The sequence below is a fragment of the Microbispora catharanthi genome, assembly GCF_006334915.2.
GTDB lineage: Bacteria > Actinomycetota > Actinomycetes > Streptosporangiales > Streptosporangiaceae > Microbispora > Microbispora catharanthi.
In genome coordinates this window covers 179,743-192,547 of record NZ_VDMA02000008.1, presented here as the reverse complement: position 1 = coordinate 192,547, position 12,805 = coordinate 179,743, and the positions used below count along the sequence as shown (strand labels likewise).

Sequence of the window (12,805 nt, the reverse complement as noted above, 5' to 3'; positions counted from 1 at the left end):
CCGTGCGAACGGCACCCGCGGGGCCCATCAGGCGAGCACAGTCAGGCGAGCACAGTCAGGGAGGACGGCTCAGCCGAGCCGCAGGGACATGACGAGGTAGCGGAAGCCGGGGTCCTCGCCCTCGTCGGTGATCAGCGCGGGACGGGTCGGCGAGTCCATGTGGATGCGCGCCCGCCCGGTCTCGACCCCTGCCAGCCCGTCGAGCAGGTAGTGGGGCTGGAAGGCGATCTGGATGTCCGGCCCCTCCAGCTCGGCGTCGACGACCTCCGCGCCCCTGCCGATGTCAGCGCCCCCGGCCTGGATCAGCACCTGTCCCTGGGAGAACGACAGCCGGACCGCGGCGTTGCGCTCGGCGACCAGCACGACGCGCTTGACGGCCTCCACGAACGGTCCCACCTCCACGTCCGCGTGGATCGTCCACTGCGCGGTCAGCCGGGACCGGTAGTCGATGAACTGGTCGTCCAGCAGCCGCACGGTCGTCGTGCGTCCCTGACTCTCGAAACCCGCCACGTTGTCGCCCAGGCCGATCGCCACCTCGCCGCCGCGCAGCGATCGGGCCACCTCGACCAGCACCCGCGCCGGCACGACCACGCCGTGCCCCACGTCCTGCCGCTCGGGATGCCACAGGAACTCGGCGGCGGCGATGCGGTAGCGGTCGGTGGCGGCCATCGACATCCGCACGCCCTCGATGTCCACGCGGATGCCCGTCAGCATGGGGAGCGTGTCGTCGCGGCTCGCGGCCGCGGCCACCTGCCCGACCGCGGTGGCGAAGGCGCCCCCGCCCACGGCGCCGACCTTCGGCGGCATCTGCGGCATCGCGGGGAAGTCCTCGTCCGGCATCGTGATCAGCCCGAACTCCGTGCTGCCGCAGGTGAGCACCGCCTCCGAGCCGCTTTTGACGATCTCGACGGGCCGGGCGGGCAGGCTCCGGGTGATCTCGGCCAGGACCTTCCCGGGGATCAGCACCCGCCCCGGCTCGGCGACGTCGGCCTCGACGTCGGCGCGGGCCGAGACGTCGTAGTCGAAGGCGGACACCCGCAGGTCGTCTCCCGCCTCCAACAGCAGGCCCGCGAGAACGGGCACGGCGGGCCGGGCGGGCAGCACCCGGGCCGCCCACGCCACCGCGTCGGCCAGAACGTCGCGGTTAACCTGGAATTTCATCCCGACCTCCTGCCTGTGCCACGACTCGCTCCAAAAGTAGCGCCCGGCACCGACATTCCCGGCCGGCCCTACGTGGCCTTCCCTGCCCTACTTGCTGTTGAGGAAGGCGAGCACGGCGAGGACGCGCCGGTTGTCGTCGTCGGAGGGCGCCAGGCCGAGCTTGGTGAAGATGCTCGCCGTGTGCTTGCCCACCGCGCTGTCGCTGAGGAACAGCCGCTGCCCGATCGCGGCGTTCGACCTGCCCTCGGCCATCAGTTCCAGCACCTCGCGCTCCCGTGGGGTGAGGCGGCCGAGCGGTTCGTTGCGCGCGTTGCTCGCCAGGAGCCGGGCGATCACCTCGGGGTCCATGGCCGTCCCGCCGGCCGCGACCCGGCGTACGGCGTCCACGAACTGCTCGCCGTTGAACACCCGGTCCTTCAGCAGATAGCCCACGCCGCCGGACCCGTCGGCCAGCAACTCCCTGGCGTACAGCTGCTCGACGTGCTGGGAGAGCACGAGGACCGGCAGGCCGGGCGCCTGCCGCCGCGCGGCCAGGGCGGCCTGCAGCCCCTCGTCGGTGAAGGTCGGCGGGAGCCGCACGTCCACGACGGCCACGTCGGGACGTTCGCCGACCAGGGCGGCGAGCAGTTCCGGGCCGGACTCGACCGCCGCGACCACCTCGAAGCCGTGCGCGCGCAGGAGGGCGACCAGGCCCTCCCGCAGCAGGTGCAGGTCCTCCGCCAGCACTACCCGCACGCGCCGCCCTCCGCTTCCCTGGTCCGCACCGTCGTCGCCAGCGCGACGGCCAGCAGGCCGCCGCCGAGCAGCATCATGCCCACGATGACCGGCCACTGGAAGGGCCCGGGCACGTACAGGCCGAGGAACCAGGACTTCACCGGCGACCCCACCAACTTGAGCACCATCGCGACCAGCCCCTGTGGGAACAGCGCGATCGGCCACAGTCCCCAGCAGAGGCGGCCGAAGTAACGCCACGGGGTCATCGGCGCCGGCCGCACCCCAAACGCCCGGGGCAGTTCGATGACGGCCGTGGTCGGGCCGCCCACCGGGCTGTTCACCGCGAGGACGCCGTCGAACGCCCCGAGCCTGCGCTCGATGCCGCGCAGACCGGTGCCCTGCTCGGGGTCCGCGCCGCCGTGACCGTCGTCGGTCACCGTCACGCGCAGCGCCGGACCCTGCGTGCTCACGTCCACCCACGCCTCGGTCGCGTCACCGTGCCGGGCCGCGTTGGCCAGCAGCTCGCTGACCGCGAAGTAGGCCGCGGACTCCAGGGGGGCGGTGGCGCGCTCGGGCAGGTCGACCGTGACGTGGGTGCGCAGCGGGCTGTCCAGGGCGAGGGCGCGTACGGCGTCGCCGAGGCCGCGCTCGGCCAGCACCGGGGGATGGATGCCGCGCACCAGCCGCCGGATCTCCTGCAACGCGGTCGCCGAGGCCTCTCTCGCCTTGCCGAGCAGCGCCCGGGCGGCCTGCGGGTCGTTTTCCAGCAGTTGCTCGGCCGCGCCGATCGTCATGCCGATCGCCACCAGGCGGGCCTGGGCGCCGTCGTGCAGATCGCGCTCGATCCGGCGCAGCTCCGCCGCCTGCGAGTCGACCGCCTCGGTGCGGGCGGCGTCCAGGCGGCTGACCCGCCGGGCCAGCCTGGCCTTCTCGGTGGGGCCCAGCAGCACGGCGGCGACCTGACCGTGGAGGCGCACGGCCCACGGCGCGTACCAGCGCACGCCGATCACCGCGAGCAGGATCCAGACCGCTCCCATCACCGGGGTGCCTCCGGCCGCCCACGCGACGCCGTACGCGGTCGCGAGCAGCGGCGCGGCGACCACGAGCCCGTTCGTCAGCGGCGCGGCGAGCAGGTAGGCGAGGTCGCGCCAGGTGGCCGGGTCCTTCGTCATCCAGTTCCACCGCTGGTTGAAGGCCGGGATCGTCGGCCGCTTGTACAGCGTGCGGCCGTCGCGGTACCACCCGTCGGACTGGGGCACCGGCGGAGGCGGCGCGGGCCGGTACGGCTCGTCCACCGGTATGCCCGACCATCGGGCGGTCAGCCCGCGTTGCAGCCGGGTCACGGCCCGCGCGAGCCGTACGGCCGAGGGGAAGACGGGCACCAGGCCGACCAGGAAGGTGAGCAGCACCGCCGCGAGCATCACCAGGCCGGCGGCCAGGCCCAGCAGGGCGAGGCCGGCGAGGGCGGCGCTCCGGGCCAGGGCGGTGAACGTCGGGCGAGCTGAGGTCATGGGTCCAGTCTGGAGGGCGACACGGGGCCGGCACAGTGGCCCGATCCGCCCGATGGGGGTGGAGGAAAGTGCACCCCCATCGGGTCCGCAGCCGCATTCTCCGCGGACCGCCCGATTCCTAGCGTCTTGGCCATGGCAATCATCACCGTGGATCACCTACGCAAGGCGTACGGAGAGAAGGTGGCGGTCGAGGACGTGTCGTTCTCCGTGGAGGAGGGCGAGGTCTTCGGCATCGTGGGCCGCAACGGGGCGGGCAAGACGACGACGGTCGAGTGCGTCGCCGGGCTGCGCACCCCCACCGCGGGCACGGTCACCGTGGACGCGGACCTGAAGGAACAGGTCGGCGTGCAGCTCCAGGAGTGCTCGCTGCCCGACAAGATCCGAGTTGGAGAGGCGCTGGCGCTCTACGCCTCGTTCTACTCCCGTCCGGCCGACTGGCGGGCCCTGGCCGTGGAGGCCGGGCTCGACCTCCGCGCGCCCTTCGGCAAGCTGTCGGGCGGTCAGCGCCAGCGGCTGTCAGTCGCGCTCGCGCTGGTCGGAAGCCCGCGCGTCGCGATACTCGATGAGCTCACCACCGGCCTCGATCCGCAGGCCCGCCGCGACACGTGGGACCTGGTCTCACGGATCAGGGAACGCGGCGTGACCGTGCTGCTGGTGACCCACTTCATGGAGGAGGTGGAGCGCCTGTGCGACCGGGTCGCGGTCATCTCCCGGGGGCGTGTGCGGGCGGTGGACACCCCCGCCGGGCTGGTCGCCCGCGCCGGCGGCGAGCAGCGCCTGATCTTCCACACCGACGATCCCGTCGACGGTCTGCGGGCGCTGCCCGAGGTGGCGTCCGTCACCAGGGACGGCGGGGAAGTCACCGTCACCGGCACCGGCGACCTGCTGAGCGCCGTCGCCGCCGTGCTGCCCCCGTCGCGTACGCGTGGCCTGCGCATGGAGCGCACCACCCTCGACGACGCGTTCCTCGTTCTCACCGGCAAGGAGGAGTCATGACGAAAGCCTTCGGAAAACTCGCGGCCGTGGAGGCCCGGCTCTTCCTCCGCGAGCCGATGGCGGTGTTCTTCGCGATCGTGCTGCCGGTGGGATTGCTGCTGGGGCTCGGCACGACGATCCCCGGCTTCCGCGACGCGGATCCGTCGCTGGGCGGGCAGCGGTTCGTGGACGCGCCCTTCACGGCGATGATGGTGCTGCTGTCGGTCGTGACGCTCGGGCTCAGCGTGCTGCCGGGCAGCCTGGTGATCTACCGGGAACGCGGCGTGCTGCGGCGGCTGTCCACCACGCCGGTGCGGCCGGGCGCGCTGCTGGCGGCCCAACTGGTGATCAACGTGGTCGTGTCCGTGGTCGCCACCACGCTGACGCTGGTGCTGGGTCGCCTGGTCCTCGGGGTGCCGTTGCCCGGCTCGCCCTGGACGTTCGCCGTGGTCTTCGTCCTCGGTTCGCTCACCATGCTCGCCATCGGCCTGTTGCTGGCCGCCGTGGCGCCGAACGCCCGCGTCGTCCAGGGAGTGGGCTCGGCTCTCATGTTCCCCCTGCTGTTCCTCGCCGGGATGTGGCTGCCCCGGCCGCTCATGCCCGAAATCCTGCGCCGGATCAGCGACTTCACGCCCACAGGCGCCTTCGGGCAGGGGCTGATGGACGCCCTGGGAGGGCACGCGCCCCAGCCGCTCCACCTCGCCGTACTGGCGGGCTGGGCGCTGGCCGCCGGTCTCGCCGCGGCCCGGCTGTTCCGCTGGGAGTAGCCGATGCCGCCCGGGCGGTCCGGCGCCTACCTCAGGGGTAATCGCCGGGCCGATCGGCGACCGGATAGCGTCCAGAACGTGACCGTCGCAACGCTCTATCAGCGGCCGTTCGGGGAGCTCCTGCGCCAGTGGCGCGAGCACCGGCGGATGAGCCAGCTCGAACTGTCCAACCGCGCCGAGATCTCCACCCGGCACATCAGCTTCCTGGAGACCGGCCGGGCCACGCCGAGCCGGGACATGGTGCTCCACCTCTCCGAGCACCTCGACCTGCCCCTCCGCGAGCGCAACCACCTGCTGCTGGCCGCGGGGTACGCCCCCGTCTACACCGAGTCGCCGCTCGACTCGCCGGGGATGGCGGCGGTGTGCGAGGCGATCCGGCGGCTGCTGTCGGCCCACGACCCCTACCCGGCCGTGGTGGTGGACCGCGTCTGGAACCTCGTCGACGCCAACGAGGGCATCGCGCTGCTGGCCGAAGGCGTGGACCCCGACCTGCTGAGCAACGTGTTGCGGGCGAGCCTGCACCCTGAAGGGCTCGCTCCGCACATCCTGAACCTGGGCGAGTGGCGTGCGCACCTGCTCGGCCGGCTGCGCCGGCAGATCACGCTCACCGCCGACCCACAGCTCACCGAGCTGTACGCCGAGCTGCGCGACTACCCCTGTGACCAGCCGGAACCCGAGGTGGAGCTGCCCGGCCCCGGGGACATCCTCGTGCCGCTCCGGGTGCGGCGGGCCGGGCGGGAGCTGTCGTTCTTCAGCATCGTGGCGACCTTCGGCACCCCGCTCGACATCACGGTCTCCGAGCTGGCCATCGAGTCGTTCTATCCGGCCGATCCCGCGACGGCAGCCTTCCTGCGCGACACCTCATCGTGATCATCCGGCGTCCGTGCGGCGATCCGGTCCTGCCACAATCCCCTTTAAGCACGATCAGGGGAGGCCGGGTGCCCGCACGGGTGCTGACCAACACGTTCCACGTGGACGCCGCGCCGGAGAAGGTGTTCGAGCACCTCACGACGCCGGAGAGTTACATCGGCCTGTCACCGCTCGTGGTCGCCGTGCGGGACGTCGACCGCTCCGAGCCGGGGGTGGTGCGTTACACCTCCATCGAGCGGTTCCGCTTCGTCGGCCTGAAGTACGACAACCCCATCGCCGTCACGCTGCTGACCGAGGGACTGTCCGTACGGGGACAGGTGCGCAGCCCCGGCGGCGTTCGGATGGGCTACCGCTTCGACCTGTCCCCCGAGGCCGGCGGCACGCGGGTAGACGACCGGCTGGACCTGAGCGCACCGTGGCTCGTGATGGGATTCGCGGCGGGCCAGGCGCGGAAGGTGCAGCTCGCCAGGGCCCGCATCCTCGCCGAACGGCTGTCCGGGCGGTCTACGCGCGGTTCGTGAACGACTCCAGCGACTCGGCGTGCGTCGCGGTCGCGAGCGCCGGGTCGAGGGTGGCGAGCTCACGGGCCGGCGCGGCCTCGGCGGTGACCGGTCTCGATGAGATACGCGTCACACCGCGGTGTTCGCCGTCCTGACCGCCGCTCGCGCGCGTGAGAAGCTGGAGCTCCCACCATCCGCCCGGAGGTATCACATGCTCGTGCTGGCACACGTCAGCGACATCCACATCGACGGAAGCGAGCGGAACACCTCGCGCGCCGCCCGCGCGCTCACCTACGCACGGGCGCGGCGGCCCGACGCGATCGTGCTCACCGGCGACCTGGCGGACCACGGCGCGATGGAGGAGTACGAGACCGTCCGCGAGCTGATCGCCGGCGACGACGTGCCGCTCGTGCTGTGCCCGGGCAACCACGACGCGCGCGGCAACCTCCGCAAGGTCCTACTGGAGCAGGACGGCGACCACCCGGTCAACCAGGCGCTCAACCTCGACCACGCGACGATCGCGCTGTGCGACTCCAGCATCCCCGGCCGGCCCGAGGGCGCGCTGGACGACGACACCCTGGCCTGGCTCGACTCCGTGCTCGCCGCCACGCCCGGCGTCCCCGCCTTCGTCGGCATGCACCACCCGCCCGTCGCGCTCGGCATCCCGTACGTGGACGGCATCCGGCTCGGGCGGCCGGAGGGGCTGGCGGAGGTCCTGGGCCGTCACCCCCACGCCATCGCGGTGCTGGCCGGGCACGCCCACACGGGGGCGGCGACGACGTTCGCCGGGCTGCCGCTGCTGGTCGCGCCGGGAGTGGTCAGCACCGCGCTGCTGCCGTCCGAGACCTCGGCGCACCCCCCGGTCGACTACGACCTGCCGCCGGCCATCGCCCTGCACGTGCTCGACGACGGCCGGGTCACCACCCACTATCGCCCCGTGCCCTAGCTAGGTGCCCCCGGCGTTAGGTCGTGTCTGACAAATCATGGCCCTGCTGCGCGTGGCCCAGGCGGTTACGTGGGGTCAGGATCGTCGGCGCCGCACAAGCGCATCACCGAGGCCCGGAAATGCCGGGCCGCCGCGCGTGCGTCCAAGCGGCCGGCGCGGATGTGACGGTCGGCGGCGTGGCCGAGCGCGATCGTCGCCGTGACCAACCAGCCGGTCTCCAGATCGGTCGCGAACTCGCCGCTGTCGCGGCCGCGACGGATCAGGCTCTCCAAGCTCTCCTCGACCAGCAGGTGATGCGACTCGTCTTCCTCCTGGGTGGCATCCCCATGACCGACTGCCGCCTGCTCGGTCAGCAGTGTTCCGGCTGCGGTGAGAAAACGGCCGAGAGCTTCGGTGGCGGTACCTGCCTCGAGATCAGCGGCGTCCAGCACGGCGAACGCACGGCGGCTCAGCTCGTCACGCACGGCCGCAAGGAGCGCCTCGCGGGTCCCGAAGTGCACATACGCGGTCTGCCGCGTCACACCGGCCATGGACGCGATCTCCGCCATGCTCGCCTCCGGGTGCTGGGCGAGAACCCGGATTGCCGCCGACACCAGCGCGTCACGGTTGCGGGCGACCTCCACCCGCTGACGCCGCCGCCTTATATCTGACACGGTTGACAATCATAACGGTAACGCTAATGCTGACAACCATGTCAGAGATAACTGAGCAGGCAGCACGCCGTCTTCTGATCGACTACACCCGCGACATGGCCCTTTCCGACGAAGACCCGGAGCGGATCGTGGACCGCACCATGACCGCCGACGCGGTCTGGGTAACCGACGGCACAACGCTCACCCGCGACCAACTGGTCGGCCACGCGGCCCCGGCACGCAAGAACGTCACCTCCATCGAGATGCGAATCGACGACCTCTTCGTCAACGGCCATGAGTTCGCCGCACGCTGCTGCCTCATAACGGAGCACCGCAAGCGCGGGCACGTGGTGATCGACTGGATCCTGATCGGCGACGTCGCCGACGACGGCCGGGTGCGACGCATCCACCAGCTCGGTCGCACCGCCTAGCACTCCCTCCGTCCACGAGCGGCTCGGCCTCGGGATCAAGGCCCGAGGTGTCACGACGCCGTCCGGGTCACCGGGTCTGACCCCAGCGCGCGTCCGTACGGCTCACGCGCGGAGGATGTCGCCGGGGACCTCGTCGGGAATCCACGAGCCGTGGAATCCGGCCGGCACCCGGCGCGGCAGCCGTACGGACGCCACCTGGGCCAGGTCCGACGCGTCGAGCACGAGCAGCTCGGCGCCGTGCTCGGTGCCCGCGATCGACAGCAGCCAGCCCTCGTCCTCGGCCTTGGCGCCCGAGGCGGGGACGAACACGGCCTCGCCCGGCGAGCGTTCGCCCGTCTGGTGCGCCCGGCTCGTGCCGTTCGCGGTGTCGTACTTCACGATCGCGCCCTTGCTGACCGCGTAGATGTAACGGCTGGTCAGGCCGGTGCGCGTCTCGTTGATCGTCGGGAACTCGACATCCAGGTCGTCGAGCGGCTCGTCCTTGGCGACGCCGGTGGCGGGGTCGAGCGTCCAGCGGTGCAGGGCCGCGCCCCCGGTGTGGGCGGCCGGGTTGACCGCGCCGCCGATGGTCGGCCAGAAGCCGCAGAACGCCCCCGGAGAGTAGCGCACCGCGTCGACGACGAGGCGCCCGTGCTCGTCCTCGCTCGCGTTGCCCACATGGAAGACGTAGCAGGGGTCGATCTCGAACCACCGCACGTCGCCGGTCCCGCGGCTCATCACGCCCAGCCGCGCGCCGTACGCGTCGTCCCACCGGTAGGGCATGCCGCGGCCCACCAGGCCGAAGTCGAAGACGACCGGCAGGTCGAGCCACACCACGTGGTGCTTCGTGATCGCGAAGTCGTGGGCCATGGTGGGCCCGGGCACGTCCACCGGCCTGCTCTCCACCAGCTCGCCGGCGGCGGACAGGCGGTGGTAGGTGAGGTAGGGCTTGGCCCAGCCGTACCCGAAGAAGTGCAGCTCCCCGGTGATCGGGTCCTCCTTCGGGTGCGCGGTCATCGCCGTGGCCAGCCGCCCGCCGAAGTCACAGGGGCCGACCGTGTCGAGCTCCGGCGTCATCTCGTACGGCAGGCCGTTCTCCACGAGCGCGAGGATCTTGTCGGCGTGCCGGATCACGTGGGTGTTGGCGGGGACGGCCGCGAGGTCGACGCCGCGCTCGTGCACGTACGGCGCGCCGGCGAGGCGGGTGGTGCGGACCCAGCGGTTGCGGTACCACTCGGCCCGTCCGTCGCGCAGCCGGACGCCGTGGAGCATCCCGTGACCGACGAACCAGTGCCCGGGGTCCTCCCCGGGGCGGGGGTTGGGTCCGTTGCGGAAGTAGCGGCCGGTCAGCTCGGGCGGGAGCGTGCCCTCGATCGGCAGGTCGATCGCGTCGATCTCGTCGGGCACGGGGGCGAGGCGGCCGGTCAGATAGGAGGCGGTCATGTCGGTGATTCCCTTCAGGCGGCGTAGCGCGCGCGGACGATCTGGGGGTAGCGGATGGTGAACAGGGCCGGGAGCGCGAAGCCGCAGACCTTCACCGCGATGATCGCGGCGGTGGCGTGCGGGGCGAAGGCGAGCAGCAGGGCGAGGCCGACGGCGTTGAGGGTGAAGCCCACCGCCCACACGGCGGTGATGACGGCGTTGACGCGGTAGAACAGCGGGGTCGCGTGCACCTCGGGAGCGGTCGTCCGGCGGGCGATGCCCAGCGTGAACGGCTTGCGGATGGCCAGCGACCCCCAGGCGGTGAGCGCCAGCCAGGCCACCGAGACGGCCGGGCCGTACTCGCCGAAGGGCGCCGGCGTGACCGTGAACGCGGCGAGCGTCAGACCGGCGAAGAACACCCCCGAGCTGAGCTCGATGACCATCTCGTCCCAGCCACGCCCCGCCCTGCGGTCGACGGCGAGCAGCACGATCGAGACGAGGAGCGCGGCCGCGGCTCCGAATCTGGCCTCACCGTTCGTGCTGAGGACGGCGAAGGCGATCCAGGGGAGGAAGGTGAGGACGTAACGGAGCACGGGGGGTTCCTTAGGTTCGACGTTCCATTAGTGACAGGTCGAAAGTAGAACCTCCGCTAGCGACATGTCAACACAGGAATGTACGATCGGACCCATGAGCCTTCGTCATGCCATGCTCGGCCTTCTGTCGGCCGGGCCCGCCAGCGGCTACGACCTGCTGAAAACCTTCGAGCTTTCGCTGGAGAACGTCTGGCCCGCGACCCAGAGCCAGCTCTACGCCGAGCTCGGCCGGCTGGCCAAGGAAGGGCTGGTGCGGGTCGCGGCGGAGGGCCCGCGCGGGCGGAAGGAATACGAGATCACCGAGGAGGGCCGGGCCGAGCTGCGCCACTGGCTGGTCGAGGTGCCGCCCACCATGACCCGGCGCAGCGACATGCTGCTGCGGGTCTTCTTCCTCGACCAGGTCGGCACCGGCGCCGCCCGCGGCTACCTGGAGCGGCTCGCCGAGCGCGCCGTCCACGAGCACGACCAGCTCCTCGGCATCCGCGAGTTCGTCATCGGCCAGGGCGACGACGCGCTGCGGCTGTACGGCGACATCGCGCTGGAGTGGGGCCTGCGCCTGACCGCCGCGCAGCGCGACTGGGCCGAGTGGGCCGCCGGGCGGGTGGCGGCACTGGAACAGGAGAAGGCGCTGGAGCACGAGAAGGCCGGGCAGGCCGTGGCGGAGTGACACCTCCCCGGGGCCCGGCGGCATCTGACGACCCGAGCCGTCCGCGACCGAGTGGCGGACCCGCCTGCCCGACGTGTCTATACCGGGACCCTTGCCCACGCTCCTGACGAGCACGACAACTCGGCATACATCGGATGGCGATCCGGCCGGGTCATGCTCCTGCCATGCCGCGATCGGGGCGCGGTGCGGGGGAAGTGGGGACACGGCTCCGGGGGGCGCCGGCGGGGGCCGGTGCGGAGCCCGTGACCCGGCCGCGGCGTCCCGCAGCACGCGGGACGCCGCAAGGTGGCACGGGGATGACAGTGGCGGACGGGGACGACCCATGGATCTGCACGGCTGGGACACGGTGACCACGCTGTCGGTGGAGTCCGTGAATCGGATGCTCGCCGTCCGGCCGCGGACGCCGGCCGACGAATTCTCCTTCGGGGGAGAGAACTTCGGCACGCCGTTCAAGGGCTCCGCGCGTCTGGGGGCATGGCGCGTCCTGCCCGGCGACCCGGGAGACCTGCTGCGGCTGGCCCTGCCGATCGTCTCGGGAGACGTCGCGGGAGGGTCCGGCGCCGTGCTCGACCTCACCGGCGCCACCGCGGTGGTGGCGGTCTCCCTCCACCTCCTGCCGGGTGACGTGGGACGGCCCAGGGACCTCGTGTTCGACCTGACCAGGGCGGGCCGCCCGGGCGACGTGCCCGTGCCCGGCGTGGTCACCCCTGTGGCGCTCACCGGCCCGGAGAAGGTCCTCGACCGGCTCGGGGAGACCGGGCGGGACATCGTCGTGGGCGCCGTCGCCGAGCACCTGGTCGAGCACGCCACCGCGCTGTCGTACGCGCTCGCCCAGGTCAACCTGGTCGCACCGGGCCAGGGCGGCCGGCTGAACCCGGTCCGTTCGGCGTTCTGCTACTCGCGTAGCCTCGCGCCGGACGACCCCGGGCACATCGCGGTGCTCAGCGTCACCGACGGCCGTGACGTCTCCGGGCTGCCCAGGATCGTCGACCCGGAGCTGACCACCGGCGGCGGGGAGGTGACGTTCGCCGTGTCCCCGGAGCTGTTCCTGACCGAGATGGTCCGGCCCGGCCTGCCCGGGGTGTTCGGCGGCGACGCCTCTGTCGCGGACCTCGCCTACGATCCCGCCCTCCGGGCCGTACGCAACACGTCCGCCTTTTCCACCAGGTCCCTGCATGAAGGGGCGATCTGGTACACACCGCGCGTCACGTCGCTGACGGTCGGGGTCGTCGGGGGTGAGCTGGCCATCCGGGTCGAGGGCGACTGCGATCTCAAGGCCGGTATCTCGATGACCTACTGGGTGACGAGCCAGTCCCGCATGGTCTTCGACCCCGCCTCCGCCCGTATCTCGTTCGTCTCCGACCACGAGCCGCGCAGCGGCTATCAGGCAGACGTTCCCTTCTGGTACATCCTCGGCGGGCCGGTGGTCGAGGGCGTCACCCAGCTGATCGTCACGATCATCAGCAAGGACCTGGCCGGACGGCTCGGCTCCCAGGAGGGACCGACCGGGCTCGACCGGTGGACCAGCAGGTCGGTGCAGTGGCGCGGAGCCCGCACCGTCGCCGTCGAGCGCGCGGCGCTCGACGGCTGTTTTCTCCTCAGCGGCCGCCTGGCCTGACGGCCGGCGCGCGATCATC

15 protein-coding genes are annotated in these 12,805 nt (G+C 72.0%); 8 read left to right on the top strand and 7 right to left on the bottom strand.

What is annotated here, in order from left to right:
• Window positions 1-69: 69 nt before the first annotated feature.
• The 3 genes from dnaN to FH610_RS17415 all read right to left on the bottom strand — a co-directional run bounded on the left by dnaN (window position 70) and on the right by FH610_RS17415 (window position 3,386).
• Window positions 70-1,161, bottom strand: coding sequence for a DNA polymerase III subunit beta (gene dnaN, locus FH610_RS17425; RefSeq protein ID WP_139575506.1), 1,092 nt, complete (start codon window positions 1,159-1,161; stop codon window positions 70-72).
• Between the two features lie 87 nt (window positions 1,162-1,248).
• A complete protein-coding gene (locus FH610_RS17420; RefSeq protein ID WP_139575505.1) occupies window positions 1,249-1,896 on the bottom strand; it encodes a response regulator transcription factor in 648 nt (215 codons plus the stop codon).
• Window positions 1,887-3,386: a sensor histidine kinase gene (locus FH610_RS17415; protein WP_139575504.1), complete on the bottom strand. Its 1,500-nt coding sequence runs from the start codon at window positions 3,384-3,386 to the stop codon at window positions 1,887-1,889. Before FH610_RS17415 ends, FH610_RS17420 begins: the two co-directional genes overlap by 10 nt.
• A gap of 132 nt (window positions 3,387-3,518) precedes the next feature.
• Here FH610_RS17415 and FH610_RS17410 point away from each other — a divergent pair, with 132 nt between their 5' ends.
• The 4 genes from FH610_RS17410 to FH610_RS17395 all read left to right on the top strand — a co-directional run bounded on the left by FH610_RS17410 (window position 3,519) and on the right by FH610_RS17395 (window position 6,519).
• Window positions 3,519-4,382, top strand: coding sequence for an ABC transporter ATP-binding protein (locus FH610_RS17410; protein ID WP_139575503.1), 864 nt, complete (start codon window positions 3,519-3,521; stop codon window positions 4,380-4,382).
• Window positions 4,379-5,128, top strand: coding sequence for an ABC transporter permease (locus FH610_RS17405; protein ID WP_139575502.1), 750 nt, complete (start codon window positions 4,379-4,381; stop codon window positions 5,126-5,128). Before FH610_RS17410 ends, FH610_RS17405 begins: the two co-directional genes overlap by 4 nt.
• A gap of 78 nt (window positions 5,129-5,206) precedes the next feature.
• Entirely contained in the window at window positions 5,207-5,998 is a 792-nt protein-coding gene (locus tag FH610_RS17400; RefSeq protein WP_240809024.1) for a helix-turn-helix domain-containing protein, read from the top strand.
• 68 nt (window positions 5,999-6,066) lie between these two features.
• On the top strand, window positions 6,067-6,519 hold the full coding sequence (locus FH610_RS17395) for an SRPBCC family protein (protein WP_139575500.1): 453 nt from the start codon (window positions 6,067-6,069) through the stop codon (window positions 6,517-6,519).
• Here FH610_RS17395 and FH610_RS45225 read toward each other — a convergent pair.
• Window positions 6,503-6,631, bottom strand: coding sequence for a hypothetical protein (locus FH610_RS45225; protein ID WP_276607681.1), 129 nt, complete (start codon window positions 6,629-6,631; stop codon window positions 6,503-6,505). The two genes, FH610_RS17395 and FH610_RS45225, sit on opposite strands and share 17 nt — an antisense overlap.
• A 78-nt stretch (window positions 6,632-6,709) precedes the next feature.
• Between FH610_RS45225 and FH610_RS17390 the strand changes: the two genes are divergently transcribed.
• Window positions 6,710-7,444: a metallophosphoesterase gene (locus FH610_RS17390; RefSeq protein ID WP_139575499.1), complete on the top strand. Its 735-nt coding sequence runs from the start codon at window positions 6,710-6,712 to the stop codon at window positions 7,442-7,444.
• Window positions 7,445-7,509: 65 nt separating this feature from the next.
• On the opposite strand, the gene FH610_RS17385 is transcribed toward FH610_RS17390, so the two are convergent.
• Complete coding sequence (locus FH610_RS17385) at window positions 7,510-8,067, bottom strand: TetR/AcrR family transcriptional regulator (protein ID WP_161628023.1); 558 nt, start codon at window positions 8,065-8,067, stop codon at window positions 7,510-7,512.
• A 56-nt stretch (window positions 8,068-8,123) separates the two neighbouring features.
• Between FH610_RS17385 and FH610_RS17380 the strand changes: the two genes are divergently transcribed.
• On the top strand, window positions 8,124-8,507 hold the full coding sequence (locus FH610_RS17380; protein WP_139575497.1) for a nuclear transport factor 2 family protein: 384 nt from the start codon (window positions 8,124-8,126) through the stop codon (window positions 8,505-8,507).
• A gap of 102 nt (window positions 8,508-8,609) precedes the next feature.
• Here FH610_RS17380 and FH610_RS17375 read toward each other — a convergent pair whose 3' ends face one another.
• Window positions 8,610-9,929, bottom strand: coding sequence for a carotenoid oxygenase family protein (locus FH610_RS17375; RefSeq protein ID WP_205825840.1), 1,320 nt, complete (start codon window positions 9,927-9,929; stop codon window positions 8,610-8,612).
• A gap of 14 nt (window positions 9,930-9,943) precedes the next feature.
• Window positions 9,944-10,501, bottom strand: coding sequence for a hypothetical protein (locus FH610_RS17370; protein WP_139575496.1), 558 nt, complete (start codon window positions 10,499-10,501; stop codon window positions 9,944-9,946).
• A gap of 94 nt (window positions 10,502-10,595) precedes the next feature.
• Between FH610_RS17370 and FH610_RS17365 the strand changes: the two genes are divergently transcribed.
• On the top strand, window positions 10,596-11,168 hold the full coding sequence (locus tag FH610_RS17365) for a PadR family transcriptional regulator (RefSeq protein ID WP_139575495.1): 573 nt from the start codon (window positions 10,596-10,598) through the stop codon (window positions 11,166-11,168).
• Between the two features lie 322 nt (window positions 11,169-11,490).
• The gene (locus FH610_RS17360; protein ID WP_139575494.1) at window positions 11,491-12,786 is read left to right on the top strand and encodes a TULIP family P47-like protein; all 1,296 of its coding nucleotides are present in this window, start codon (window positions 11,491-11,493) and stop codon (window positions 12,784-12,786) included.
• Window positions 12,787-12,805: the final 19 nt, after the last annotated feature.